This window comes from Nocardia sputorum, from assembly GCF_027924405.1.
Classification (GTDB): Bacteria; Actinomycetota; Actinomycetes; order Mycobacteriales; family Mycobacteriaceae; genus Nocardia; species Nocardia sputorum.
Genome location: NZ_AP026978.1, coordinates 3,500,164 through 3,525,126 on the forward strand (window position 1 = coordinate 3,500,164; position 24,963 = coordinate 3,525,126).

Here is a 24,963-nt window from a genome sequence, read left to right on the forward strand (position 1 = left end):
CGCATTAAGATGCTGGCACAGCCATGCCGCCTTGATCAACCGGATACTGATTGCCGATGACAGACTCATGGGACACGACGACCGACCGCCGTCCGGGCGGTCGCACCGCCCGCATCCGCGCCCAGGTTCTCGATGCGGTGCGCGCCGAACTCGCCGAAGGCGGTCACGAACGACTCACGATGGAGGGTGTCGCGACGCGGGCCGGAGTACACCGCGCCACGGTCTATCGGCGTTGGCGCGATGTCGGCGGCCTGCTCGTGGACGTCATCGACGCCGCCGGCGAAATCGACTGGCAGCCGCCGGACACCGGCTCGCTGCGTGGCGATCTGACGGCCCTCAACCAGGAGATTCGGGAATCCCTCGTCGTACAACCGTCGCTCGCTGTCGCCTTGATGGCCGCCTCGTTCCATTCCGAACAGGCCGCGCGGGCCCAGACGCGGCTGTGGACGGACCGGTACGCCCAGTGCGAGATCCTCGTCGAGCGCGCCATCGAGCGCGGTGAACTCCCCGCACAGCACACGGACGCGCAGCGCCTGCTGATCGCCGCCACGGCGCCGCTCTACCACGAGATCGTGCTTCTGCGTGCCGATCCGGACCCGCAACTCCCGGAACGGGCCGCGCAGGCAGCGGTCCTGGCGGCTGCCGCAGGTGCCTTCTGCGTCCGCCGGGAAGGGAGCGTGTGACGGCGCGCCATGTCGTTCGCCGTCGCTCTACGGGAACAGGGCCCAGATGCGCCGACCGGTCATGGGGCGGCGCGGTGGCGGTGACCGGTGCGGTAGCGGCCCGGGGTGGTGCCGACGATCTGGGTGAACGCTGCGGTGAAGCTGCTGGGGTTGGCCCAGCCGCAGGCGTGCGCTACGCGGGTGGTGTCGTGGCCGTCGGCGAGCAACACCAGTGCGTGGTAGATGCGTAGCTGGGTGCGCCACTCGTAGAAGGTCATGCCGAGCTCGTGGTGGAACAGGCGGCTGAGGGTGCGGGCACTGGCTCCGATCGCGCGCCCGATCTCGGCCAGTGGCGTGTTGTCGGCGGGGTTGTCGTAGAGCATCCGCGCGACGGCTCGCAGTCGGTCGTCGCGGGGTTGCGGCAGCACGAGTGGCTGCTCGTGTGCTTCCTGGAGTTCATCGACGAGGACGCGATGCAGGCGAGCGCGTGCGGCGCGGTCGTGCTCGCGGGGGCCGGTGAGGGTGAGCAGAATTTCCCGGGCGAGGTCGGAGGCCAGGAACACGGCGGGATGGCCCGGTACGAGCCGGGCCAGGGAGGGGGTCAGGAAGACGATCCGCATATCGGTGTCGCCGTGCGCGCGGTGATAGTGCGTGAACTCGGCGGGAGTCCAGGCGATGCGATTGGCGGGAACGATCGATGTGCCCCGTTCGGTGTGCACGGACAGGACGCCACGGGCCGCGTACACCAGATGTCCACGGGCATGCGAATGCGCCGAAATCGTTCCCCCCGAAGGCCACAGATGCACCCCTGCCGACGGCATCAGCCGGGATGCCGGACCGGGCCGGGGAAGTTGGCGGCCAACGGGCATGAGTTGGCATTCTATCGGTGGTCGGCCGCACGGTCTTGCGGCGACAGTGGACGCATGCGTGATGTTCTTCGATCAGACGGCGCTGCCGACGCGATGCGGTACGCGACGAGTACGACGATGCGGGCGGCGGTCTGCCTGCGGGCGGGCGGCCCGGAGGTGCTCGAGATCCGTGAGCTGCCGGTACCGGCGGTGCGCGAGGGCTGGAGCCTGGTGCGGGTGCAGGGCGCGGGCTTGAACCGCTCGGAGCTGCGAACCCGTCAAGGGCATTCCCCGAACGTGCGGTTCCCCCGTGTGCTCGGGATCGAATGCGTGGGAATCGTGGCAGCCTCCACCGACCCCTCGTTGCCGGTCGGCGCGACCGTCGCGGCGGTGATGGGTGAGATGGGCCGGGCATTCGACGGCGGCTACGCCGAGTACGCGTTGTTGCCGAATTCGCTGCTGATGCCGGTCACCACCACGTTGCCGTGGGCGGTGCTGGCCGCGCTACCCGAGACATACCTGACCGCGCAGGGCGCACTGGATGCGCTGGGGGTCGCGCCGGATGCCCGGGGGCGGTTGCTGATCCGTGGCGTGACCTCGTCGGTGGGGATGGCGGCCGCGTCGATCGCCTCCGGGTGTGGCATCGAGATCGCGGCCACGACTCGGCGGCACGGCAAGATCGACACGGTGGCCGCGGCCGGTGTCGACCACGTGTTGCTCGACGACGATGGATCGCTCGCGGCGAGCGTGCACGCGGTCTGGCCCGAGGGTCCGGACTACGTGCTGGATCTCGTCGGGGCTCGCACGGCGACGGACTCGTTGCGCCTGGTCCGCCGCGGCGGGACGGTGTGCGTGGCCGGTTCGCTGAGTGGGTGGCTGATCTCGGACTTCGAACCGATAGCGATGATCCCGTCCGGGACGAAGCTCACGGCCTTCCACAGCGACACCATCAAGGGCAGCGCGGGCGCCACCGTGCTGCAGCGGGTGATCCACGCCGTCGAGGCCGGTGTCTATCGACCCAACCTCGACCGCGTTTTCGCTCTGGACGACATCGTCGCCGCCCACCGGTACATGGATGACAACCGAGCCACCGGAAAGGTCGTCGTGGCGCCCTGAGCACTCGCCGGGCTCATAGCCGGTTTCCGGCAGGTCTGTCGGCGAGCCAGCGCCTGGTCGCGGGGGACATGGTGCACAGCAACCCCGTGCAGGAGAACAGCAGGACTGTGCCGACGAAGATCAAGTCGCTGGCGCGGTTGTCGCCGGTCAGGCTCGCGCCCAAGCCGACCAGGCAGACGAGCGTGATGATCCCGGTGCCGAGTGCCACGGCGACGCGGCCCGCTCGCCTGCGCCGGAACAGTCCGATCGAGCCGCCGATCAGCAACAGCGCCATCGTGGTGGCGATGGCAATGGGGGGCAGAAGTTCGAGCGCGGTCTCACGTAGCGTCTGGCGGTGACCGTATTCGATGCGCGGGGTCATCAGCTCATGCACTCCGTTGGCGAGGATCAGGCAGAAGACCAACCCGAACGCGAACGCGATGACGGCGCCGATCCGGGGCACCACGCCGGAGGGCCGGACGGGATCGTGGACGGGCGTGAGCGGCTGCAGCGGCGGGAGCTGCTCGGCGCGCCACCGGGGCTCCGAAGGCTGGTTCAGCATGGTCGGGGCCGAACGCGGCCACGGGTCGATCGCCGTGGCCGGGTGGGCCGAGCGCTGGTTGACGAAAGTCGGCGCGGGTGCCGGGGCGGGAACCTCACCGTGCAGGGCCGCCGCCGCGGCCGCCGCGAAATCGCCGCAGCCGGCGAAGCGTTCGTCGCGGTGTTTGGCCATCGAGCGGGCGATCACCTCGTCGAGTCGCCGTGGCAGCTCCGGCCGGATGTCGCTGAGCCGCGGCACCGGCTTGGCGATGTGTCCGGCGACGATTTGACCGGGGTTGGTGGAGGGGAACGGCGGTTGCCCTGCCAGCATCGTGTAGAGGGTGCAGCCGAGGGAGTATTGATCGGCGCGGTGATCGACCGGCTCACCGGACAGTTGTTCCGGTGAGGCATAGGCCAGTGTGGCGGTGAACGTTCCGGTGGCCGTCAATTTGGTGTCGGCGTCGAGCAATCGCGCGATCCCGAAATCCGTGAGCAGAGCGCGTGTTTCGCGACCCGCTTCCGGCTCGGCGATCAGGATGTTGGCCGGTTTGATGTCACGATGCAGCACACCTCGGCTGTGTGCGTAGTCCAGCGCCTTCGCCGTATCGCCGACGATCTGCAGGACCTGTTCCGGGCGGGTGGACCGGGGATCGAGCCGGGCGGCGTCGGTGCCGCGGACGTACTGCATGGAAATCCACAGGTGCCCGTCGTGCGTGCCGCGATCGTACACGCCCACGATGCCCGGATGTTCCAGGCGGGCAACGACATTGGCTTCCTGCTCGAAACGTCTGCGCAGCTCCTCGTCCTCGGACACCGCGCGATTGAGCAGTTTGAGCGCCACCAGTCGTGGCAGGCGCGGGTGGCGGGCCAGATAGACGGTCCCCATGCCGCCTTGCCCGAGCACGCCCTCGATCAGGTACCCGGCGAACGACTCCTGCTGCCTCAACACCGATGGCCCCCTTCCGATCCCGGCCCACCCGGACCGCAGGCAGCATAACCCCCCGTTTCCGGATCAGCGGCGCTCAGACCGCGATCACGCGGCCGATCCATCGCGTGCGCCTTCTCGGCATACCGGCTCGTCTCGGTCGATCGCTTCCGGCACCCCGTCGGGTGTCGTCACCGGACGCCCGGATGGCCTGTCGACACCTCGACCCGGCGGCGGAGCAGGCAGAATTCGTTCCCCTCCGGATCGGCCAGTACGTGCCACGGTGCGTCGGCGGGCTGGCCGATGTCGACCTTGCGCGCGCCGGCGGCGAGTAGCCGCTCCAGTTCGGCGTCCTGCTCGCGGTCGGTGGGATTCACGTCGAAGTGGACCGGCAGTTTCCCGCGCTTCGGCTCGGTGCTGCGAAGGAACACCACTGTGGGCTGCGGCCCTCCGAACCCGGTTCCGGGTGGCCCGATCTCCAGAGCGTCGCCCTCCCAGCCGAGTTCGACGTAGCCGAGGACTTCGCACCAGAAGTCGGCGAGCCGTTGCGGATCGGCGCAGTCGATGACGAGTTCGGTGATCCTGCAAGCCATGCACGCGACACTACGCGCGCACGGCAGTTCCTTCGGGATGCCAGGCCCTCTCGGTGGCACAGAGCACGCCGGCTGCTCGAGCCCAACCGCCCATTCGAGCTGTCGCGCGACGGTAAGAGGGAGGAACGCCCGCTCACGGCCGCGTCGAGCGCGGCGGCGCTCGCGTGTCGGGCTCAGCCGAGCAGTTCCCGGCTCAACGCCAGCAGTTCCGCGGTCGAGAGGACTTCCTCCGCCCCCGGCGGTCGCTGATCCGCCTCCGGCGCGGCGGGGGCCGGGGACGGCGCCTCCGTCGCCGGGTTCGCCGGGGTGAGGCGGAGGTCGAGCTCAGCCGCCAACAACTCGACGGTGGGGCAGCCCCAGATGACGGCGGCGGGGACGTCGACACCGAGGCGGGCCCCGAGGCGCGCCGACAGCTCCACGGCGTGCACCGAGCCGATCCCGAGCTGCTCGAAGTTCTGCCGCACGGCCACCCGGTCGGGCGCGATGCCGACGACTTCGGCCAGTTCGGTGGTGACCAGGGTGGCGAGCGCCGCGAGACCAGGCGTAGTTCCGTGCTCTCCGGCCCCAGAGGGCGACGCGAGCGCTGCCGGGCGCGGTAGCGAGTCGGCAACCGTCGCGGTGGTCACGATCCTTTCCGGAGTCGTCACCGACGCCACCGCAGGCGACCTTCGAACCGATCCGTCAGGAGAAGCGATTTCGACGAGCGATTCATCCCGCGCAGGCGTCGCGGGCGCGGCGACGCCGAGTGCCTGGTCCTGGGCCTGCGGGTCCGCCCAGTGCCGTTCGCGCTGGAACGGATAGGTGGGCAGCGAGATCGTGCGGCCCGGCGGGTTCACCGCCGCCCAGTCGGGTTCCACGCCACGCTCGAACAGCGTGCCCGCCGCGCGCAGTAGGTCGCGACGAGCCACGGCGCCGGGACGCAGGGCCGCGCTCAGCACGAGGCCCAGCACCTCGTTCTCGTCTGCGTCGGCGTCCTCGGTGGCGCCGTCGAGATAGGCGTCGAGGAATTCCACAACTTGGTCGACATCGTCGGCTACCGTCGCAATGCGCTGCTGGAGAACGGCTCTCGTGGCGAGAGTATGCGCGAGGTCCCCCAAGCGGATATCCGGATGGTCCACGAGATACTCCCGCAGCCGACGTGCGTGCTCCCGCAGCGCGGCTTCGCTGCGTGCGGACAGCACCACCAGCCGCTCCGAGACGCCGCTGTCGCCGACCGGTTCCAACGCGGGCGCGGCTTCGACGAGGACGTGAGCGTTCGAGCCGCCGAAACCGAACGCGCTCACCGCGGCGCGCGCGGGGCCGTCGTGGCGCGGCCACGCCATCGCGGTGTCGGCCACCCGCACTCCGGTCGCGGCGGGATCGAACTCGGCGGGCACACGGTCGAAGTGGAGACTGCGCGGGATCCGCCGACGCGACACGGCAAGCGCGACTTTCACCAGTCCGGCCATGCCCGCGGCCGCCTCGGTGTGCCCGATGTTCGTCTTGACGGAGCCGACGATCAGCGGCTCGCCGAGAGCTCTGCCCGCGCCGTACACCGCGGCCAACGCGGAAAGTTCGGCACGGTCACCGACGGCGGTGCCGGTGCCGTGCGCCTCGACGTAGTCGATCGTCGAAGGGTCCACTCCCGCCCGCTCGCAGGCCCGCCGCAGCAGTTGCCGCTGCCCGTCGGCGCTGCTGGCGGGCATGGAGTGGTGCCTGCCGTTGTTGTTGGTGGCGCTGCCGAGCAGGGTGCAGTAGACGCGGTCGCCGTCACGCAGGGCCTGGCGCAGTGGTTTGAGCACGACGACCGCGCCGCCTTCACCGCGCACGTAGCCGTCGGCGGAGGCGTCGAAGGCGCGGGATCGGCCACCGGCGGACAGCACACCCAGCGCGGACAATCCGATCGCGGTCTCCGGTATCAGGTTCAGTTGCACGCCACCCGCGAGGGCCAGCGCGCTCTCCCCTGCCCGCAGGGCCTGGCAGGCCAGATGCACGGCGACCAGCGATCCGGCGCAGGAGGCGTTCACGGTCATGCTGGGTCCATCGAAACCCAGGACGTACGACACCCGGTTGGCGATCACGCCTTCGACATCTCCGGTGCTGGTGAACGGCGTGATCGCGGTGGCGCCCCTGGCGAGCTTGACGGCGCGATAATCGTTGAACTTGTTGGCGAAGTACACACCGGTGCGCGGCGCCCGATCGGGCCGGATCCCCGCGTCTTCGCATGCCTCCCAAGCCAATTCCAGTGCCAAGCGTTGCTGCGGATCCATGTCGGCGGCCTCGCGCGGGGTGATGCCGAAGAACTCGGCGTCGAAGCCGGCGACATCCGCCAGATACCCACCGGCGACCGACACCGTCTTGCCCGCGGCGGCTCGGTCGGAGCCGAGATGATCCCCCGGCCAGCGGCCGGGCGGGGGCGCGTCGGCGATCGCGTCGGTCTCCTCGATCAGCAACCGCCACAACGCTTCCGGTGAATCGGCGCCTCCGGCGAAGCGGCAACTCATGCCGATCACGGCGATGGGCTCCGCGGCACGCGCCGCGGCGTCGACCTCCGGCTGGGGACGGATGCGCCGCTTGGCCTTCTTCACGCTATTCACCTGCCCGCGATCCACCGGCCGCACACCCGCGCAGCGGGTGAGGCGGTGAATCCGCCGATCTTGTTGTGGGGTAGGGACATGTGCCGGAGACTCTACCTGTGCTGTTTTCCGAACGTCCCGTTTTCGCTCGGGTGACGTCCGCGCTGGGGGGCGAGGCACGGCGTCGAGAACTATTACGTTTCGCCTCTGTCGGTGTCGCCGCGTTCACGCTGGACACCGCGGTTTTCCTGACTTTGAAGAGCACTGTGCTCGAGGCGCATCCGGTCACGGCGAAAGTGGTCGCGGTGCTGGCGGCGATCACGCTGTCGTATGTGCTCAACAAGCAGTGGTCCTTCGACGGGCGCGGCGGGCGGCGCGGTCATCACGAGGCCGCGCTGTTCTATCTGGTCAGTTTCCTGGCCGTCGCGATCAACACCGCACCGCTGTGGGTGTCGCGGTATGTGCTGCATCTCGAGGTGCCCGAGGTCTCCCGCTTCACCCAGAACCTGGCCGACTTCGTCGCCGCGCAGCTCATCGGCACGGCGCTGGGCATGGTGTTCCGGTTCTGGGCATTCGTGCGGGTGGTGTTCCCGGACGAGGTGCAGGGGCCCGGCGCGGCGGGGGAGTTCCGCTCACCCTGACGGCAACCCTGCCATGCGTGATCGCGCACCGTACGGGCCGAATCGCCTCGCCGCGATACCCCGGCCGGACGTCCGCCCGGCCGCGCGGGTGGTAGGAAAGGGAGCGTGTCCGCAACTGGCGAAGGAATCGACCCGAACAGAAGCTCCCGCGCGGTATCGGAAGTGGTGGAGCTGGTCAGTACGCTGATCCGCTTCGACACCTCCAACACCGGCGATCTGGCCACCACCAAGGGGGAGCGCGAATGCGCGCAGTGGGTGGCCGACCAGCTGCATCAAGCGGGATACGTCACCGAATACGTCGAGTCCGGCGCGGACGGGCGCGGCAACGTCTTCGCGCGGCTGGAGGGAGCCGACCGCAGTCGTGGCGCGCTGATGATCCACGGGCACCTGGACGTGGTGCCCGCCCAAGCCGCGGACTGGAGCGTGCACCCGTTCTCCGGCGCGGTGCGCGACGGTTACGTGTGGGGTCGCGGCGCGATCGACATGAAGGACATGGTCGGGATGACGCTGGCGGTGGCGCGCCAGTTCAAGCTCGAGGGCACGGTGCCGCCGCGCGATCTGGTCTTCGCCTTCCTCGCCGACGAGGAGAACGGCGGCAAGTGGGGCTCGCAGTGGCTGGTGGACAACCGCCCCGATCTGTTCGACGGCGTCACCGAGGCGGTGGGGGAGGTCGGCGGGTTCTCGCTGACCGTACCGCGGCCCGACGGCACCGAGCGCAGGCTGTACCTGGTGGAGACCGCCGAGAAGGGCCTGGGCTGGATGCGATTGCGGGCCAAGGCCCGCGCCGGTCACGGCTCGTTCCTGCACGAGGACAACGCGGTCACCATCCTCGCCGAGGCGGTGGCCCGGCTGGGCAAACACACCTTCCCCCTGGTGCTCTCGGATTCGGTGGCCGCGTTCCTCGCCGCCGTCGCCGAGGAGACGGGCCTGGAGTTCGATCCGGCGAGCCCCGACATCGAGGGCCAGCTGGCGAAGCTGGGCACCATTTCCCGCATCATCGGCGCCACCCTGCGCGACACGGCGAACCCCACCATGCTGCAGGCCGGTTACAAGGCCAACGTGATCCCGCAGACCGCCGAAGCGGTGGTGGACTGCCGCGTGGTGCCCGGGCGGCAGGCGGCGTTCGAGCAGGAGGTGGACGAGCTGATCGGCCCCGACGTCGAACGCGAGTGGATCACCAAGCTCGACTCCTACGAGACGACCTTCGACGGCGATCTGGTCGACGCGATGAACAACGCCGTGCTGGCCCACGATCCGCGCGGCCGCACCGTGCCCTACATGCTCTCCGGCGGCACCGACGCGAAAGCGTTCGCCCGCTTGGGTATTCGCTGCTTCGGCTTCGCGCCGTTGCAGCTGCCCCCGGAGCTGGACTTCACCGCCCTGTTCCACGGCGTCGACGAGCGGGTGCCGGTGGAGGCCCTCGAATTCGGCACCCGCGTGCTGGAACACTTCCTACTGCACAGCTGATCCGATCCGGAAGAGAGGTTTCATGACCTACAACCCCTACGACGCGCTTCCGCAGGTGCCGTCGTTCACACTCACCTCCGACGACGTCACCGACGGGCAGCCGTTCAAGAACGAGCAGGTCAGCGGCATCTTCGGGGCGGGAGGCCAGGACATCTCCCCGCAGCTGTCCTGGTCGGGTTTCCCTGCGGAGACCAAGAGCTTCGCGGTGACGGTGTACGACCCCGACGCACCCACCGCCTCCGGCTTCTGGCACTGGGTCGTCGCCGACATTCCCGTCAGCGCGACCTCCCTGCCCGCGGGCGCGGGCAGCGGCGAAGAGGGCGGCGCGATGCCGACCGGTGCGATCACCCTGCGCAACGACGGCGGCTTCCACGGCTTCGTCGGCGCGGCCCCGCCGCCCGGCCACGGCCCCCACCGCTACTTCATCGTCGTGCACGCCGTCGACGTCGAAAGCCTCGGCATCGACGAGAACGCCAGCCCCGCCTACCTGGGCTTCAACTTGTTCTCCCACACGCTGGCTCGCGCCACCCTGGTCGCCACCTACGAGCAGAAGTAGCCCTTCGGCATGACTGTGGCCCTGAGCGAAACGCTCGGGGCCACGGTGCTTTCTCCAGCGCGGTTTCGACGCGGCTTCGGAGCGGGCGTGAACCTGGCGCGAGCCGTGGCCGCGGGATCCTCGCGGCCGAGCGCTGACCGCGACCGATCACGGCTGGCGGAGCACCGTGTGTCGCGCCTCTTTCGTTCCGTATGGCGAGCCCGTAGCCGAGTAGGACCGCATCCGATCCGACCGGTTGGTCTTCCCAGTATTGGTTCGTTTCTCCCGGGCCGCGACCGGCCGGAGGGGCTACGCTGCCGCTGGACAGCCGCCCAATAGGGCGTGCGAGGACTGATGAGGGTACGAACTTGATCATTCGCACGGAAACGGCCTGGGTGCTCTTCTTCGCCGGGCTCATCTTCCTGTGGGCACTGGTGCTCGGGGTATGGAAGTGGCAGGCGATGACCACCTCGCCGGACGGTCTGGCCCACCCCTACGTGGACATCGCTCACCGAGCCGCACTGCTGTACTCCTTCGCGACCGGATTGATCGCGTGGTTCGTCGAATTGTCCGGCTGGCCCACCGCGGTGAACGCCGTCGCGGCGGGGGCCATCATCCTGCTGTTCGTCGTGACGATCGCGAACTACATCCGGCTCGGCTTGCAGCGTGAGACCGACAACCAGATGCGCAATCCACCGCCGTCGATGCGTTTCGTTCTCGCCGCGTTGATCATCGGCGAGATCGGCGGATTCGCCGTGCTGCTGGCCGGCTTCGCCGTGGAACAGTTGGGGTAGCCCCGCCTCGGAGTGCACGGCTCGCGGCGCCGCGTCGAAGCGGGCGACCGCGAGATCGGTCGCTCATCCTCCTTCACTCGACAGGCGCTGGCGCAGGGTTGCCGCCCGCAGGGTGAGGTGGTTGCGCTCGGCCAGGTTGTGCGCCTGTGCGGCGGCCCGCGCGTAGAGCTGCGCTGCCGTGGCGAGGTCTCCCGTGCGCTCATGCAAGTAGGCGGATGAAGCGGTGTATCGCGGCAGCGCCGGGTCGAGGTCGGCGAGCGCGGCCAGCCCCGCCCGCGGTCCGTCCGCCTCACCCACCGCGACGGCGCGATTGAGCCGCACCACCGGGCTGTCGGTGAACCGGAGCAGTTCGTCGTACCACTCGACGATCTGCACCCAGTCGGTCTCCTCGGCGGTCTGCGCGTCGGCGTGCAGGGCCGCGATCGCGGCCTGCGCCTGGTATTCCCCGAGCCGGTCGCGGGCCAGCGCCGCTTGCAGCACCAGCACGCCTTCGGCGATCAGGTCGCGCCGCCAGAGGCTGCGGTCCTGCTCGGACAGCGGCACGAGACTGCCGTCGGCGCGCGTGCGGGCCGCGCGCCTGGCGTGGTGGAGCAGGAACAGGGCCAGCAGGCCCGCGACCTCCGGGTCGCCGGTGGTCGCGGCCAGCTGCCTGGCCAGCCGGATCGCCTCGGCGGCGAGGTCGACATCGCCGCTGTATCCCTCGTTGAACACCAGATACAGCACCCGCAGCACGGTGCGCAGGTCTCCGGGACGGTCCAGCCGGACGCCGGCGACGGTCCGTTTGGCGCGGCTGATCCGCTGGGCCATGGTCGCTTCGGGCACGAGGTAGGCCTGAGCGATCTGGCGGGTGGTGAGACCGCCGACGGCCCGCAATGTCAGGGCAACCGCCGACGCGGGGGTGAGGCTGGGGTGCGCGCACAGGAAGTAGAGCTGCAGCGTTTCATCCACCGCGGTGGTGGGTCCGGGCGGTGGCTCCTCGCAGTCCCGCAGCTCCCGGCGGTGCCGCGCGAGATCGGAGCGGGCGAGATCGAGGAAGCACCGCCACGCCGTGGTGATCAGCCACCCCTTCGGGTCGCCGGGGCGCTGCTTCGGCCAGGTCTCGACGGCCCGGATCAGCGCTTCCTGCACGGCGTCTTCGGCGGTCGCGAAATCCGCCCCGCGGTGGACGAGGGCTGTCAGGACGCCGGGGATCAGATCCCGCAGCTGGGCCTCGTCCACCGCGTCGGCGGCCGTCACTCGGTGACGGTCGGCGCGGCGGTCAGGAACGGCCGCACCTCGAGCCACTCGTGGATCGGCTTGCCGCCCGCGCCGGGCGCCGCGGACAACTCGCCGGCCAGCTCGACGGCGCGCTCGTAGGAGTCGACGTCGATGATCATCCACCCCGCGATCAGGTCCTTGGTCTCCGCGAACGGGCCGTCGGTCACCGGGGGCTTGCCCTCGCCGTCGTAGCGCACCCACGCCCCCTCCTGCGCCAGGGCTTGGCCGTCGACGAACTCGCCGGTGCCTTCCAGGCGGGCGGCGAAGTCGTTCATGTACTCGAGGTGCGCCTCGATCTCCGCGGGCGTCCACTGATCCATCGGCACGTCGTTGACCGCCGCCGGCGCGCCTCGGTAGTGCTTGAGAAGCAGGTACTTCGCCATGACATCCATCCTTCCGGAACCTGCGACCCCGGTTGGTCGCTCACCCCTGGGACGGAGCCGTCACGACGTTCTCGACATCCGCCGCCGAACTTTTTCGCGCCTTCTGGTTTGTGATTGTTCTACGACTGCTCGAGCGCCCCATCAGCCAACCCGGCGGTAAACGCGTCCCACGCCCTGGGGGTGAACACGAGGGCCGGACCGGACGGGTCCTTGGAGTCCCTCATGCCGATCGTCCCGTCCTCCAGATATGCCACCTCGACGCAATCCTGGTTGGGTCCGCTGCGACTGCTCTTGAACCACGCCGCCTCGGCCCGATCGGTACTCACTCGGCATACTCCTTAGCGATCTTCAACACCAGTTCCCTGGTTTCTTCTTCATCCAACGCGGCGGTCTGAATCGCCTTACATGCTGTCTTGTATTGGTCTATTTCACTGGGCTTGTCCAGGTAGAGCGCACCCGTATAGCCCTCAACGTACACCACTGGAGGCTCGGTGAAAGATTGCAGCTCTGGGAACTCCATCAGCGTGAAAGACCCTGTTACCAGCGGCAATACGCGCTCAGTTCGGAGTGGCACCACCCGCAGAGTGACGGTGGGCAGCCGCGAAACGGCCAAGAGATGGTGGAGTTGTTCCGACATAACCGCCGGTCCGCCGATCTGGTATCTCAGCCCTGCCTCTCCGAGAAATACGTTCATGGTGAAGCGGTGACGCGATTCCCGTAAGCGTTCCTGACGCTTGGTCGCAATCTCGATTCGACGCTCGACATCCGAGGTAGGCATACCGGGATACGCACCCCAAATCACTGAACGCCGGTAGCCAGGAGTCTGGAGCAGACCGGGCAGCAGCGTGAGATGGAAGGTCGTCAGCTTCCGGGCAGCTTCTTCGAGCCCGAGATAGAGATCGAAGTAGGTCGGCACCGCATCGCCGTAGGCATGCCACCATCCAGTCCTCTTGGTCTCACGGACAAGGCCCGTCAATGCTGCCGCGTCGTCCTCTGCTACTCCATACAGTTCGCAGAGGGCTTTGATGTAGATGTCCTTCAGTTTCACGCCCTGGCCGCCCTCCAGCCGCCACATGGTCTGCGGGGACACCTCGATGACCTTGCACGCTTGCGCGACGGTCACACCGGACGCCTCGCGTAGCTGACGCAGTCGGCGACCCAACATGCGACGGGGAACTGTGGAGCCCGGACTCTCAGTCATTAGCCAACCTCACGGCGTTGTGTGAATTTGGAAGGATCTGCGGAGCAAGCCTGGAAGATGGGGAGAAATCTAGGCTACTCGCGCCATGGAATATTCCAAAATGCTTGGCTCAGGCGTCTACTGGGAGTGCGCCAGACCGTAGGAGCGGAATGTGAGGTCTCCGTGGGCATCTCCTGCTTACAACGACGGCGGCTACCGCGAAGCTGGCGCACCGCAAACTATTGTGCGATTGAGCAGGGGGTTTGATGCTGGGCCGGACACCTTTCGGAAATACGCCGCTGGCGTGGTGCGCCTACTACCGGCAGGTGTGCGACCTGCCCGCGCAGGTCGATCCACCTCAGGTGGGGCGCATAGTCCTACGCATGGGGGTGGCGTGGGCGGTGATCATGCCCGCCACGTTGGGCCAGGACGTGAAGGTGTGGATGCAGCGGCATCACCACAGGGTCGGGCCGATCATGTCGCATCCCCGGTCGAAGCGGTGGACGTATCTGACGCAGCCCGACCTGCCCGGTGACATCACGTTGTTCGCGGAGATGTTCGGGCTCGACGTCTCGTTGGTGTGCGCGGGCGGAACCGTGGCGTTGCCGGGTCCGGCCGATCGGGGCACCGCCTTTCCCGCCTGGGTTACTCTGCCGGACAGCCCTTTTCGCCCATCCGGAAGCGTCGTCGTGGCCGCGATCCGTGGATGCGTAGCCGAGCGCATCGCCCGCCGGAAGCGTGGCATCGCGTATGCGTGAGACGCCCGAGGCCGAAGAATCACTGCCGCGCCGTGGATCTCCGCTGCCGTCCGAGCCGGATGTGCACTTGTCCGTGTTCTGGCACGGCCTCCGGATGGACTTCGTCGCCTGCGTGACCGCCGCGTGCCTGTTCGTCCAGGAGTGGCGTGCCCGGCACTGGCACGACGCGGTCGAGGTGTCGATGGAGGACACCGACGGGTATCCGCGACTGCCGTGCGAGCGGTTGTATCTGGAGCCGTGAGAGCCGGCAACCCGAACGCTCCGCGGTGGCGGTGGGTAGGCGAATCCGAATAGCGATCCACGCACGCCCGCGGCAGGCGCGGATACCCCGCGCGGTGGCGTGGGCTCAGCGGATGCGCTCGGGTGCGGTGAACGCGGCGACCAGGCCCTCGGCCGTGCCGTCGTATCGGTCTCCGAACAACTCGGCGGATTCGGTGGCGACCTTGGTGCTGCGGGCGAACATGGCTTGCTCGTATTCGGTGAGGGCGGTCTCGATGTCGTCGGGGTGCACGGCGAGGGCGTTGCCGAGTTCGGCGCCGTCGAGTAGGGCGAGGTTGGCGCCTTCACCGTTCGTGGGCATGAGATGGGCGGCGTCGCCGAGCAGGGTCACCCCCGGCACCCGATTCCACCGGTGCCCGACGGGCAGGGTGTAATGCGGGCGCCAGACCGGCGGGATGTCGGTGTCGGTGATCAGCGCGGTGAGTTCCGGCGCCCAGCCGTGGAATTCGTGCGCGATTCGTGCGGTGGCCGTGGCGGCGTCGGTGAAGTCGATGGCGGCGAACCAGTCGTGCGGTCTGGCGAGCACCACGTAGGCGTGCAGGGTGTCGCCCTTTTCGCGGTGTGCGTGGATCTCTCGGCCCGGCGAGGGCGCCGACATCGACCCGCCGCCGACCGCTGCCGCGGCGGCGGGGTGGCGGGTGTCGGCGTCGTACAGGTAGGTCTCGACGAACGACTCGCCGGTGTAGTCGGGTACGGCGGTGGACAGCAGCGGCCGGACCCGTGACCACGCGCCGTCGGCGCCGACCAGCAGGCTCGTGACGAGCGTGCCGCCGTCGGCGAAGGTCACCTCGTGGCGGCCCGCACCGAGAGTACGAACACCACTGAGCTTCTTGCCCCACCGGACGGTGCCGGTCGGCAGCGAGTCCAGCAGCAGTTGTCGTAGTTCGCCGCGCTGCACCTCGGGGCGTCCGCCGGTGCCGTCGTCGGGTTGGTCGAGCAGAACGGTCCCGTTCGGGTCGAGGATCCGCATCGCCTGGCGGCCTTCCAGGATGAGGCCGCGGAATTCGTCCGTCAGTCCGGCCGCCGCGAGGGCGAGTTGGCCGTTGTAGTCGTGGATGTCGAGCATGCCGCCCTGCGTGCGCGCCGTCGGGGTCGGTTCGGCCTCGTACACCGTGGCCGGGATGCCGTGGACGTGCAGGACGCGGGCCAGAGCGAGTCCGCCGAGTCCGGCGCCGATGATCGTTACTGGATTGGTCATGGTGACGAGGGTGCTGGGCAGGGGTTGCACAGCCCTTGCGCCTGGCTTGCACCCTCATGCGTCCATCCCCCAATGGGGTGAATGCCGGCTCGCGACAGAGCCGCCTCCGGCGTGACCTTGCCCCGCCTCCGGGAAACCGCAGCGGCCGGCAGCCGGTAAGTTCGGTGGACCGCCGATCCGAACAGGAGTCAGCAGTGCCCATCGAGCACGAAGCCAAGATCCTCGATATCGACCCGGACGCCATCGAACGGCACATCGTCGACAAGGGGGGCCGGAAGCTCGGCGAGCGGCTCATGCGCCGCTACGTGTACGACGTCACGCCCGGTGATGAATCGAAGTGGATCCGGTTGCGCGACAACGGCGACGGCACCACCCTCGCGGTCAAGCACATCACCAGCGACGCCATCGGCGGCACCCACGAAGTGGAGGTGGGCGTCGACGATTTCGCCGCCACCAACGCCCTGCTCGAGACGCTGGGGTTCACGGCGAAGTCGTACCAGGAGACCGAGCGGATCAGCTTCGTGCTCGACGGCGCGCAGCTCGAGATCGATACCTGGCCGCGGATCCCGCCGTACCTGGAGATCGAAGCCGCGACCAAGGACGAAGTAGTCCGCATCGCCGGACTGCTCGGCTACACCGAAGCCGATCTGACCGGCGAGAACACGATCAAGATCTACGCACGGCACGGCATCGACCTCAACACCGTGCGCGAACTCCGGTTCTGAGTAGTGATCACGGCTCCGCGCCGATGCCGATGCACCTGAGGGGCACGCCTCGGTGCGGTCGCCGGCCGAATACGCTCGCCTTCGTGTGGGCCCGGATGGGCTGGTAAGCCCGCGCACCGATGCGGCGGCGCGCCGCACCGCTGACGATTCGGTCCGGGTCGGTGGTCCGGGATTCGTCGAGCAGGCGACGGAAGCCGGGTCGGTCGATACGCACTACATGCCGGCTACGAGATGGTCCGCACGATTCCCTCGGCCGCGGACTGTTCGATGGCGGCGAGGAGCCGGTGGTGGCGCAGGGCGGTCTCGAAGCTGGGATGCGGTTGCCGGGCTTCGGCGATGGCCTGGGCGACTTCCTGGTAGAGGGCCGCGATGTTGGCCGGTGGGCCGGACCGGACGCCGGCGGGGACGGTGCGATAGGTGTCGGGCACGGGAAGGACCTCGTCGCCGATCCGGATGTCCCAGTCGCCCCAGTGGATGAATGTCCCGGGCTGGGCCGGGGTGGCGGTCAACGTTCCGTCGCTGCCGACGAGCTCGAGCCGGAACCCGTACCGGGCCGGACCGTTGCCGCCGTGCACGGCGACCGACGCGGTGGCGCCGCCGGCCAGCTGTCCGTGCAGCAGCACGTGGCTGGGCGTGGCGTTGGGCACGGTCCGCTCCGTCCCGGTGACGAGCACGTGGTCGTGCGTGCGGGGCAGCCGTGCGGAGACTTCGGTCAGTGGGCCCGCGACTCGTTCGAGTGCGGCCAGGAAGTGACCGGCCATGATGGTCAGGATGTTGGTTCCCTCCGACGGATCGAGGCCGAATACCAGGTTCGGCCATATTCGACTGCCGCCCCAGGGGGCGCCCTCCGCCACCAGCGCGACCGATTCCAGCGCGCCGATCCGGCCGTCGGCCACGAGGTCGGCGGCGAAACGGGCGCTCGGGGAGTGGTGGCCCTGGAGGACGACCGCGTGAACGACGCCCGCAGCGGTGGCGGCCTCGGTCAGCTCGCCCGCTTCGTCGGCGTCGACGCCCAGCGGCCACTCGGACACGACGTGCTTGCCCGCGGCGAGCGCGGCCCGGATCACGGCGGCATGCCCGGAAGCCTTCACCGAGACCACGACCAGGTCGACCTCAGGGTGTGCGATGAGTTCGTCGGCGTCGGCGAAGGCGTGCCGCGCGCCGTGGGCGGCGGCCGCGCGGTCCGCGCTGGCCTGGTTGGTCGTCGCGACCGCGGTCACGTCGAACTCCTCGAGCGCTGCGAGCGCGGGCAGGTGTGAGCTGTTGGCCCAACCGCTGGCCCCGACAACCCCGACTCGGATCATGTACGTCGCTCCTTAGTTATGTACCTTTCGGTATCAAACTAGGCGGCACACCGGGCTCACACAAGAGGTAATGTACCGATAGGTAAAAAACGTGGAGAGAGCATGGAGGGACGGCATGCCCGGAGGACGCCCACGCTCGTTCGACGCAGCCACGGCACTCGACCGCGCGCTGGAGGTGTTCTGGCGGCAGGGCTACGAGGGCACCTCGCTGGCCGACCTGACCGCCGCCATGGGCATCAACAAGCCCAGTCTCTATGCCGCCTTCGGGAACAAAGAGGAACTGTTCGGCAAGGTCCTTGCCCGCTACCTCGACGGTCCCGGCGCCTACGCCGCCGACGCGCTGGACGCGCCCACCGGCCGCGAGGTCATCGAGCGGCTGATCCACGGGGCCATCGACCTGACCGCAGGCGAGAACACGCCCCCCGGCTGTCTGTGCGTCAAAACCGTTCACGCCAGCGGACCCGACGCGCACGCCGCACGCCAGGACGCCGTCGCGGTACGCAAAGCCGGCGAGGCGGCGCTGCGCAGGCGGCTCGAGCAGGCCACCGACCTTCCGTCTCGCCACCAGCCGGCCGCCCTGGCCGCACTCGTGCACACGATCTCCGACGGCATCGCCGTCCAGGCCGCGGCCGGGCGCAGCCGCGACGAGCTGCGGCGGATCGGCACCTCGGCGCTGCGCACACTCCTGGACGAAGGCGCGTAGCCCGCGCCGGGAGCCGAGAAGCGCTGTGAACCCGAAAAGACTTGGGCCACAGCGCTTTCCGTCGGGCCTATTTGACGCTGATGACCTGTTCGGAGGGCTCCTCGGCGTACAGGGCCTCGATCTCGGCCTGATACTTGGCCGCGATGGGGGCGCGTTTGAGCGACATCTTCGGGGTCAGCTCGTCGCCGCCGGGTTCCCAGACCGCGCCGAGGATGGTGAAGCGCTTGATCTGTTCCACGCGCGAGAGTTTGGCGTTGCCCGCCTGGACCGCGGCGAGTACCTCGTCGACGATCTGCTTGCGCGTGGCCAGGGCGGCGATGTCCTCGCCGGTGGCGTCGAGTTCCTTCGCCCGCAGCGCGGCGACGTCGGGGTCGAGCACGATCAGGGCCGCGATGTAGGGCTTGGCGTCGCCGAGGGCGACGACCTGGCCGATCAGCGAGGAGACGGCCTTCACCGAGTTCTCGATATTGCTGGGGGCGATGTTCTTGCCCGCCTCGTTGATGATCAGTTCCTTCTTGCGGTCCACGATCCGCAGGTAACCGTCGGCGTCGAGGGTGCCGATGTCACCGGTGTGCAGCCAGCCGTCGGAGTCGATGGCCTCGGCGGTCTTGTCGGGCATGTTGCGGTAGCCGCGGGTGACGATCGCGCCGCGCACCAGCACCTCGCCGTCGGCGTCCAGCCGCAGTTCCACGCCGTCGGCGGCGCGCCCGACCGAGCCGGGACGCGGCTTGTCCAGTTCGGTATAGGTGCCCACGCCGGTGGTTTCCGACATACCCCACACCTCGCTGACGGTGAAGCCGAGGCCGAGGAAGTATTCCAGGGTCTCCGGCGGGATGGGGGCGGCGCCGGAGGAGGCGACTTTCAGTTGCTCCAGGCCCAGGGCGTGGCGCAGTTTGGACAACACCAGGGTCTCGGCGATCTTGTGCTGCGCGCTGAGCAGGGGACCGCGGCCCTTGCCCGCCAGATCGGCGCGAGCGGCGGCGACACCGGTGGCGATCGCCCAGTTGGCCAGCGCCTTCTTGACCGGGCTCGGTTCTTCGGCGAGTTTGCCCTCGACACCGGCCTTGATCTTCTGCCAGACGCGCGGGACACCGAAGAAGGTGGTCGGGCGCGCGTCGGGCAGGGCGGCGGCGACTTCGCGCGGGTCGGGCACGGTGGTGATCTGGATGCCGGTGAGCAGGTTCAGCGCATGGGCGGAGATCCGGTCGGCCACGTGAGCGGCAGGCAGGTAGGACACCACCCGGTCGTCGAGGCCGACCTGCAACGGGCCGTTGACCAGGACGATGATCTGGGCCAGCACGTTGCGGTGGGTGATCTCCACGCCCTTGGACGGGCCGGTGGTACCGGAGGTGTAGATCAGGGTGGCCAGGTCCTCGGCGCCGACGGCCTGCCAGGCGGCGTCGAAATCGAAGTCGGCGGCGGGTGCGGCCTCGACTTCCTCCAGCGTGACGGCGCCCTCGGCAGGTCCGTCGACCATGATGATGTGCTCGACCGGCACTCCGGCCGCGATGATGCGGTCGAGGAACAGCTGTTCGGTCACCACGACTTTGTTGCCCGCGTTGGTGAACAAGTGGGAGATCTGATCGGGGGAGCTGGTGTTGTAGATGGAGAACGGGGTGGCGCCCAGATGCAGCGCGGCGGTGTCGACGAGATTGAACTCGGGGCGGTTGGTGAGCATGATGCCGACGGTGTCGCCGTGGCCGACGCCGAGGCCGGCCAGGCCGGCGGCGATCGAACGCACCCGTTCGGCGTACTCGCGCCAGGTGTATTCCTGGGTGCCGCCCACTTTGCGCAAGGCGATCTGGTCGGGGCGCAGCCGCGCGGTCTCCTGGAATGCGGCGGGCACGGTGTACACCGTTTTGCCCGACTGGTGCGCGTATCCGATTTCTGTTGTCGTCATATCCCTGTTCCCGGTAGCGCTGGCGTGAACCGGAGGCCGGTCTGCGCCGGCGCCCGATCCGGGACTCGAAGCCCTGACACGGCGCGGCGATGGCGCTGTCAGCCTCTCACGAGTCGGCGCGCCACATGTGGCGCGGCTCACTCATGGTAGCCACAGGCGGGAGGCGGGGTGGGGCAAACTTCAACAATCCTTCAGGCACCGATCAGATCCGGCGCGGAGCCGGGGCCCGGACGGACGTGGTCACCGGGAGTGATCACGACCGGGTCGACGGCCGTCGGCTGTTCGGCCGCGGCGCGGTCGCCGTCGTCCAGTGCCCACGGCGCGGAATCCGTCGGGATCCAGTGCTTGCGCCGGGTGCGCTTGGCCTCCAGATACTCGCGGGCCCGCTCACTGAGCGCCCTGGTACGCAGCGGCACCGCGGTGACCTGTAACCCCTCCTGCCGCAGCGCGTCGACCTTCGCGGGATTGTTGGTCAGCAGCTGCACCGAACGCAGTCCGAGTTCGGCCAGCGCCCGGGCGGTGGCCGAATAGGTGCGGGCATCGGCGGGATAGCCGAGCGTCTCGTAACTGGTGAAGGTATCCGCGCCGGAGCGCTCGCTTTCCCGGTAACCCAGCGCCTTGGCGATCAGCCCCGCGCCGCGGCCCTCCTGCTCGAGGTAGACCAGCACCCCCGAGCCGGCGGCCTGGATGAGATCCAGCGCCTTGTCCAGTTCCGGCCCGCAGTCGCAGTCCTGCGACCGCAGCGCTTCCCCGTACAGGCAGCGCGAATGCACCCGCACCAGGCAGCCGTCGGTGACCGCCCCGAACAACAGCAGGTGCCCCTGCTCACCGCCCCCGCGTAACTCCACCACCCGAACTCGCAGATCTTGCCCGTTGCGACGGAACCGATGCTCGGTGTCGGCAGGATCCACAACGTTGGTCAATGCTCCTCCGTAGCGAGTTTGTAAATTCGCTCGACCTCACTCACCAGTGGCATTGCCCCGGGGACATCCCCGATCGATTGCGTCGCCACCATTGCGGCGGTCGCCCAGACGTAGTCCTTGCGTGCGGCGGGGCGGCGCGTCGAAACGAGACGATATACCAGGGCGGCGGAGAAGGCAGCGTGAGCGCCGACCGAGTCGTCCAGCGCCGTCGGGAACGGCTGGAATCGGTCGCTGAGCTGGTCCGACCACACGGCGCACCGGAAATCCTGGATCGCGCAGACCGCGCCGACCCCGAGTGCGCGCAGCCGGGTGGCGGTCTGCTCCCCGTTCGCGGGAACGCCGTCGGAGGCCATCGCCAGCGCGTGCAGGTCTTTGTCGCCACCGACGAGGTAATCGACCACGCCCAGGTGCTGATACAAGTACTGGGGCCGATCCAGCCGCGGCGCCGGATGCACGACCACCAGGGGCCGCCGCGGCAGGCTGCGCAGCTGCCCCATGACCTGCTCGATCACCCCGGTCGGTTGTTCGAAGGTCAGCAACACCGCCTCCGACGCCGCGATCGCCGAGCGGATCGCGTCGCTGCGTAGATCCTGGGCGCTCAATCGGATTCGCTCGTCCTTGCAGCCGATCGTGCTCGCCGCCCCGGTACCGGCCACGATCACCGCGGTCACCGGCGTTGGGGCGTAGGGCACCACTTTGACCAGTTCGGTGTCGACGCGTTCGCTGCGCAGGTATTCCAGGATGCGGCCGCCGGCGTCGTCGTCGCCGACCGCCGAGATCAGCCGCACCCGCAACCCGAGCCGGGCCGCCGCGACCGCACGGGCGAGCCCCTTACCGCCGGGATGTTCCCGATAACTGCCGCGCGTGGTGCCTCCCGGCCCGGGAATCCGGTCGACCACGTACATGTGGTCGATCACCGCGTCACCGATCACCGTGACCACACCGCGGGAATCCGCCGTAACAGCTTCGGCCGCAACGGTTCGCGCGGGCTCGCGGAAGTCGATGACGTGCGCGCCGTCGAACACCGAGGCCGTGGCCAGCTGCGCGGCCAGCTCGGTGAACGCCCGGCGCTCGGGAGCACCGCGCAGCGAGCGCACCGTCAGCGTGCTCGGAACCGGTTGCGCCCCAATGGCTTCGTGCAGCACCGCCCACCGCTCGGCGAGGTACTCCCGCCGCTCACCCAGATCCCCGGCGTAGAGCAGACCGGGATCCACACCGGCGGGCGGGTTTTCGCGCAACAACCCCAGCGACAATTCCGCGTCGACGACGAGCCGGTCGGTGGGGTCCAACCGCAGGGCCAGATCACGCACCAGCGGCAGCACCGCCTCTTCCCGATCGATGCCCGCGCGCCGCGCGTACTGCCGCACGGCCAGCAGATCCAGCAGGGGCAGCACGTCGATTTCGGTGCTGCGCAACCGATCCGAACTCAGCCCCGACCGTTTGCACAACCGGGTGAGGATATTGCGAACGGCAACCATTGCCGAATCCTGCGCGACCATGGCGATGCCACCCTCCTCTATCGGCGCGATACCGGGGCGTCGCGCGCATGTTGGCCACGCAAATCGGGTTTAGCCAGCGGGCAAATAGTCAATTACCAAACTACAACGGCAATTGCGCGCGGGGAACGGCAAATGCCACACTGGATGTGGCGATCCCCATCGCACCACCAGGCACATCGGGAGGGCTGGTGAGCAGAATGATTCTTCAGATACGGCAGCCGCGACGGCGACGGCGCCACCGCCCCGCCGGATCCGATACCGAGCTGGTGCCGAAGCCGGTGATGGACTAAACGAGCCGCCGCACACCCCGCACGGCAACGCACCCGTCATCGCCCGCTCCACGCCGGCGCGCGAGCACACACCGTCTCGGGCTCGCCCCCTCGGCGTCGCGCCCGCCACGCGGCGGGCTCCACGGATCCGGTCACCCTCATGGCGCCGGCCGTCACACCGATCCGACCGCGCACACCCCGGTCGCCCCTATCCACCCCGCTCGCCCCGCGCTGCGATTCCCCCGACCGCCGCACACCTGCGAGCCGCCCCCTGGACCACCAGGCCCGGCAGCGGAGTTCTCCGCCCGGCCGACCACACCGCCGGCCCCGGCGGAATGCACGATGCGGCGCCCCCACCGCGCCGCACCAGTGGAGGCACGACGCGAGGCATTCGTGACCATCAGACTCAGCGCCCTGGAGCCGGCCTCACTCCACCTGTCGCACCGGAGACCGCGATGACCATCCACACCACCGAATGGACGATGACCAGTGACATAACCCCGGAATCGGCCTACCGCGACACCGACGCGCCCGACAGCTGGCGGCTGAGCTGGCTACCGGACCGGCGGCTGACCCGCACTCAGGCCCTGGCCGGGATGTCGCTGGACGAACTGCTCAGCGACCCCCACGTCGTACACGACCGCATGACCCAGGCCCGCGTCGAGGTCCACGCCGACCAACTGGGCATCCTGCGCGACCACGCGGTGATCCTGCTCGCCAAGGCCATGGCCGCGCGGCTGGGCCGGGAACTGCGACCCAAGGGAGATCCGGCGCCGCCGGGGCACAGTCCGTGGACCCGGCGCGTGCGCACTCCCGAACCGCCGTTCGTGCACGGCTGAGCGCCGCAGTTCAGGCGTGCGCTGTGTGCTCCGCGCCGACGGCCTCACCGAGGCTGCGATACCCCCCGGCGCGCAACCGCTGCGCCAGGCCTCGATGGATGCGGCGCATCCAGAACGGGCCGCCGTAGATGAAACCGGTGTAGCCCTGCAACAGCGTCGCCCCGGCGAGAACGCGTTCCCACGCCTGGTCCACGGTCTCGATGCCGCCGACCGAGATCAGCACCAGCCGATCACCCACCCGCCGGTACAGCCGCCGCAACACCTCGAGTGAACGGTCGGCGACCGGCGGGCCGGACAACCCGCCCGCGCCCATGGCGGCCACCTCCTCCGGATCGGTGCGCAGACCGTCGCGGCGGATGGTGGTGTTGGTGGCCACGATGCCCGCCAACCCGAGTTCCACGGCCAGATCGGCGACCGCGTCGATGTCCTCGTCGGACAGATCCGGAGCGATCTTCACCAGCACCGGCACCCGCACACTGTCCAGTACCGCCCGCAGCAGCGGGCGCAGCGACTCCACCGCTTGCAGATCCCGCAGCCCCGGCGTGTTGGGGGAGCTGACGTTGACCACCACGAAATCGGCCAGCGGGCCCAGCAGGGCGGCACTGACGGCGTAGTCCGCGGCCGCGCCCTGCGGCTCGACGATCTTGGTCTTGCCGATGTTCGCGCCGATCGGCACTCCGCCGCGACGCGCGCGCAGCCGTTCGGCGGCCGCGGCCGCGCCGTGATTGTTGAAACCCATCCGGTTGATCAGGGCGCGGTCGGCGGGCAGCCGGAACAGCCGCGGTGCGGGATTGCCCGGCTGCGGTTGCGCGGTCACGGTGCCGATCTCGGCGAAACCGAACCCCAGCGGCGCCCAGGCGTCGACGCCGTCGGCGTTCTTGTCGAAACCGGCGGCCAGGCCCAGCGGCGCGGGGAACTCGACCCCGAACGCCTCGGCGCGCAGGATCGGATCCCGGGTGACGAGGAGTTTGCTCATCGTCCAGCGCAGCGGCGCGAACCAGGCGGCGAACCGCATGACGGCGAAGACGAGATGATGGATGCGTTCCGGCGCGACCAGGAACATCAGTCGGAGTAGCAGGGCGTACATCGGC

Annotated in this window: 25 protein-coding genes; 11 read left to right on the forward strand and 14 right to left on the reverse strand. The window is 69.1% G+C overall.

Translation table 11 applies throughout. The annotated features are described in order from the left end of the window. Positions 1-56 precede the first annotated feature (56 nt). Positions 57-683: a TetR/AcrR family transcriptional regulator gene (locus tag QMG86_RS15950; protein WP_281880448.1), complete on the forward strand. Its 627-nt coding sequence runs from the start codon at positions 57-59 to the stop codon at positions 681-683. 59 nt (positions 684-742) lie between these two features. Here QMG86_RS15950 and QMG86_RS15955 read toward each other — a convergent pair whose 3' ends face one another. After that, a complete protein-coding gene (locus QMG86_RS15955; protein ID WP_281880450.1) occupies positions 743-1,531 on the reverse strand; it encodes a helix-turn-helix transcriptional regulator in 789 nt (262 codons plus the stop codon). Positions 1,532-1,585: 54 nt separating this feature from the next. On the opposite strand from QMG86_RS15955, the gene QMG86_RS15960 reads away from it, so the two are divergent. Continuing rightward, complete coding sequence (locus QMG86_RS15960) at positions 1,586-2,626, forward strand: zinc-binding dehydrogenase (protein ID WP_281880452.1); 1,041 nt, start codon at positions 1,586-1,588, stop codon at positions 2,624-2,626. A gap of 13 nt (positions 2,627-2,639) precedes the next feature. Here the strand turns inward: QMG86_RS15960 and QMG86_RS15965 are convergent, their stop codons facing one another. The 3 genes from QMG86_RS15965 to QMG86_RS15975 form a co-directional block, all read right to left on the reverse strand. Beyond that, positions 2,640-4,094 (reverse strand): serine/threonine-protein kinase, encoded by a 1,455-nt coding sequence (locus tag QMG86_RS15965; protein ID WP_281880453.1) that lies wholly within the window; start codon positions 4,092-4,094, stop codon positions 2,640-2,642. Between the two features lie 167 nt (positions 4,095-4,261). Beyond that, a complete protein-coding gene (locus QMG86_RS15970; protein WP_281880455.1) occupies positions 4,262-4,663 on the reverse strand; it encodes a VOC family protein in 402 nt (133 codons plus the stop codon). 173 nt (positions 4,664-4,836) lie between these two features. Continuing rightward, entirely contained in the window at positions 4,837-7,230 is a 2,394-nt protein-coding gene (locus tag QMG86_RS15975; RefSeq protein ID WP_281880457.1) for a beta-ketoacyl synthase N-terminal-like domain-containing protein, read from the reverse strand. A gap of 107 nt (positions 7,231-7,337) precedes the next feature. Here QMG86_RS15975 and QMG86_RS15980 point away from each other — a divergent pair, with 107 nt between their 5' ends. The 4 genes from QMG86_RS15980 to QMG86_RS15995 all read left to right on the forward strand — a co-directional run bounded on the left by QMG86_RS15980 (position 7,338) and on the right by QMG86_RS15995 (position 10,655). Further along, positions 7,338-7,859, forward strand: coding sequence for a GtrA family protein (locus QMG86_RS15980; protein WP_281880459.1), 522 nt, complete (start codon positions 7,338-7,340; stop codon positions 7,857-7,859). Positions 7,860-7,964: 105 nt separating this feature from the next. After that, on the forward strand, positions 7,965-9,326 hold the full coding sequence (locus QMG86_RS15985; protein WP_281880460.1) for a M20/M25/M40 family metallo-hydrolase: 1,362 nt from the start codon (positions 7,965-7,967) through the stop codon (positions 9,324-9,326). Positions 9,327-9,348: 22 nt separating this feature from the next. After that, entirely contained in the window at positions 9,349-9,882 is a 534-nt protein-coding gene (locus QMG86_RS15990) for a YbhB/YbcL family Raf kinase inhibitor-like protein (RefSeq protein ID WP_281880461.1), read from the forward strand. A 353-nt stretch (positions 9,883-10,235) separates the two neighbouring features. Then, complete coding sequence (locus QMG86_RS15995; protein ID WP_281880982.1) at positions 10,236-10,655, forward strand: hypothetical protein; 420 nt, start codon at positions 10,236-10,238, stop codon at positions 10,653-10,655. 63 nt (positions 10,656-10,718) lie between these two features. Here the strand turns inward: QMG86_RS15995 and QMG86_RS16000 are convergent, their stop codons facing one another. The 4 genes from QMG86_RS16000 to QMG86_RS16015 all read right to left on the reverse strand — a co-directional run bounded on the left by QMG86_RS16000 (position 10,719) and on the right by QMG86_RS16015 (position 13,418). Next, positions 10,719-11,891: an RNA polymerase sigma factor gene (locus QMG86_RS16000; RefSeq protein ID WP_281880463.1), complete on the reverse strand. Its 1,173-nt coding sequence runs from the start codon at positions 11,889-11,891 to the stop codon at positions 10,719-10,721. After that, a complete protein-coding gene (locus QMG86_RS16005; protein WP_281880464.1) occupies positions 11,888-12,295 on the reverse strand; it encodes a YciI family protein in 408 nt (135 codons plus the stop codon). Before QMG86_RS16005 ends, QMG86_RS16000 begins: the two co-directional genes overlap by 4 nt. Positions 12,296-12,414: 119 nt before the next feature. After that, positions 12,415-12,621, reverse strand: a complete 207-nt coding sequence (locus QMG86_RS16010) for a DUF397 domain-containing protein (protein ID WP_281880466.1) — start codon at positions 12,619-12,621, stop codon at positions 12,415-12,417. Continuing rightward, a complete protein-coding gene (locus QMG86_RS16015) occupies positions 12,618-13,418 on the reverse strand; it encodes a helix-turn-helix domain-containing protein (RefSeq protein WP_281880467.1) in 801 nt (266 codons plus the stop codon). Before QMG86_RS16015 ends, QMG86_RS16010 begins: the two co-directional genes overlap by 4 nt. A 323-nt stretch (positions 13,419-13,741) precedes the next feature. On the opposite strand from QMG86_RS16015, the gene QMG86_RS16020 reads away from it, so the two are divergent. Together QMG86_RS16020 and QMG86_RS16025 are read left to right on the forward strand one after the other, a co-directional pair. Further along, positions 13,742-14,233, forward strand: coding sequence for a DNA-directed RNA polymerase subunit beta (locus QMG86_RS16020; protein WP_281880469.1), 492 nt, complete (start codon positions 13,742-13,744; stop codon positions 14,231-14,233). After that, positions 14,226-14,474 carry a hypothetical protein gene (locus QMG86_RS16025; RefSeq protein WP_281880470.1) on the forward strand — a complete coding sequence of 83 codons (249 nt, stop codon included), beginning with the start codon at positions 14,226-14,228 and terminating at the stop codon, positions 14,472-14,474. The genes QMG86_RS16020 and QMG86_RS16025 overlap by 8 nt, the downstream gene beginning before the upstream one ends. A gap of 105 nt (positions 14,475-14,579) precedes the next feature. On the opposite strand, the gene QMG86_RS16030 is transcribed toward QMG86_RS16025, so the two are convergent. Further along, positions 14,580-15,710: an FAD-dependent oxidoreductase gene (locus QMG86_RS16030; RefSeq protein WP_281880472.1), complete on the reverse strand. Its 1,131-nt coding sequence runs from the start codon at positions 15,708-15,710 to the stop codon at positions 14,580-14,582. A gap of 194 nt (positions 15,711-15,904) precedes the next feature. Here QMG86_RS16030 and QMG86_RS16035 point away from each other — a divergent pair, with 194 nt between their 5' ends. Then, the gene (locus QMG86_RS16035) at positions 15,905-16,435 is read left to right on the forward strand and encodes a class IV adenylate cyclase (RefSeq protein WP_281880474.1); all 531 of its coding nucleotides are present in this window, start codon (positions 15,905-15,907) and stop codon (positions 16,433-16,435) included. Between the two features lie 224 nt (positions 16,436-16,659). On the opposite strand, the gene QMG86_RS16040 is transcribed toward QMG86_RS16035, so the two are convergent. Then, positions 16,660-17,739, reverse strand: coding sequence for a Gfo/Idh/MocA family protein (locus QMG86_RS16040; protein WP_281880476.1), 1,080 nt, complete (start codon positions 17,737-17,739; stop codon positions 16,660-16,662). 115 nt (positions 17,740-17,854) lie between these two features. Between QMG86_RS16040 and QMG86_RS16045 the strand changes: the two genes are divergently transcribed. After that, positions 17,855-18,442, forward strand: a complete 588-nt coding sequence (locus tag QMG86_RS16045; RefSeq protein ID WP_281880477.1) for a TetR/AcrR family transcriptional regulator — start codon at positions 17,855-17,857, stop codon at positions 18,440-18,442. Positions 18,443-18,509: 67 nt separating this feature from the next. Here QMG86_RS16045 and QMG86_RS16050 read toward each other — a convergent pair whose 3' ends face one another. From QMG86_RS16050 to QMG86_RS16060, 3 genes are all read right to left on the reverse strand, one after another. Next, positions 18,510-20,342 (reverse strand): AMP-dependent synthetase/ligase, encoded by a 1,833-nt coding sequence (locus tag QMG86_RS16050; RefSeq protein WP_281880478.1) that lies wholly within the window; start codon positions 20,340-20,342, stop codon positions 18,510-18,512. Positions 20,343-20,533: 191 nt separating this feature from the next. Further along, the gene (locus QMG86_RS16055) at positions 20,534-21,265 is read right to left on the reverse strand and encodes a GTP cyclohydrolase II (protein WP_281880480.1); all 732 of its coding nucleotides are present in this window, start codon (positions 21,263-21,265) and stop codon (positions 20,534-20,536) included. Continuing rightward, entirely contained in the window at positions 21,262-22,743 is a 1,482-nt protein-coding gene (locus tag QMG86_RS16060; RefSeq protein ID WP_281880482.1) for a carbohydrate kinase family protein, read from the reverse strand. Before QMG86_RS16060 ends, QMG86_RS16055 begins: the two co-directional genes overlap by 4 nt. A gap of 745 nt (positions 22,744-23,488) precedes the next feature. Here QMG86_RS16060 and QMG86_RS16065 point away from each other — a divergent pair. Next, entirely contained in the window at positions 23,489-23,872 is a 384-nt protein-coding gene (locus QMG86_RS16065; RefSeq protein ID WP_281880483.1) for a hypothetical protein, read from the forward strand. Positions 23,873-23,882: 10 nt separating this feature from the next. Here the strand turns inward: QMG86_RS16065 and QMG86_RS16070 are convergent, their stop codons facing one another. Next, a complete protein-coding gene (locus QMG86_RS16070; protein ID WP_281880485.1) occupies positions 23,883-24,959 on the reverse strand; it encodes a quinone-dependent dihydroorotate dehydrogenase in 1,077 nt (358 codons plus the stop codon). Between the last annotated feature and the right edge of the window lie 4 nt (positions 24,960-24,963).

Bases quoted from the DNA above. Each gene is read 5' to 3' on its own strand.
- QMG86_RS16020 (WP_281880469.1), top strand. From the start codon at position 13,742: ATGCTGGGCCGGACACCTTTCGGAAATACGCCGCTGGCGTGGTGCGCC.
- QMG86_RS16040 (WP_281880476.1), bottom strand. From the start codon at position 17,739: ATGATCCGAGTCGGGGTTGTCGGGGCCAGCGGTTGGGCCAACAGCTCA.
- QMG86_RS15955 (WP_281880450.1), bottom strand. From the start codon at position 1,531: ATGCCCGTTGGCCGCCAACTTCCCCGGCCCGGTCCGGCATCCCGGCTG.
- QMG86_RS15950 (WP_281880448.1), top strand. From the start codon at position 57: ATGACAGACTCATGGGACACGACGACCGACCGCCGTCCGGGCGGTCGC.
- QMG86_RS16045 (WP_281880477.1), top strand. From the start codon at position 17,855: ATGCCCGGAGGACGCCCACGCTCGTTCGACGCAGCCACGGCACTCGAC.
- QMG86_RS15960 (WP_281880452.1), top strand. From the start codon at position 1,586: ATGCGTGATGTTCTTCGATCAGACGGCGCTGCCGACGCGATGCGGTAC.
- QMG86_RS15990 (WP_281880461.1), top strand. From the start codon at position 9,349: ATGACCTACAACCCCTACGACGCGCTTCCGCAGGTGCCGTCGTTCACA.
- QMG86_RS16005 (WP_281880464.1), bottom strand. From the start codon at position 12,295: ATGGCGAAGTACCTGCTTCTCAAGCACTACCGAGGCGCGCCGGCGGCG.
- QMG86_RS16060 (WP_281880482.1), bottom strand. From the start codon at position 22,743: ATGGTTGCCGTTCGCAATATCCTCACCCGGTTGTGCAAACGGTCGGGG.
- QMG86_RS16070 (WP_281880485.1), bottom strand. From the start codon at position 24,959: ATGTACGCCCTGCTACTCCGACTGATGTTCCTGGTCGCGCCGGAACGC.
- QMG86_RS16050 (WP_281880478.1), bottom strand. From the start codon at position 20,342: ATGACGACAACAGAAATCGGATACGCGCACCAGTCGGGCAAAACGGTG.
- QMG86_RS16065 (WP_281880483.1), top strand. From the start codon at position 23,489: ATGACCATCCACACCACCGAATGGACGATGACCAGTGACATAACCCCG.
- QMG86_RS16030 (WP_281880472.1), bottom strand. From the start codon at position 15,710: ATGACCAATCCAGTAACGATCATCGGCGCCGGACTCGGCGGACTCGCT.
- QMG86_RS16025 (WP_281880470.1), top strand. From the start codon at position 14,226: ATGCGTGAGACGCCCGAGGCCGAAGAATCACTGCCGCGCCGTGGATCT.
- QMG86_RS15970 (WP_281880455.1), bottom strand. From the start codon at position 4,663: ATGGCTTGCAGGATCACCGAACTCGTCATCGACTGCGCCGATCCGCAA.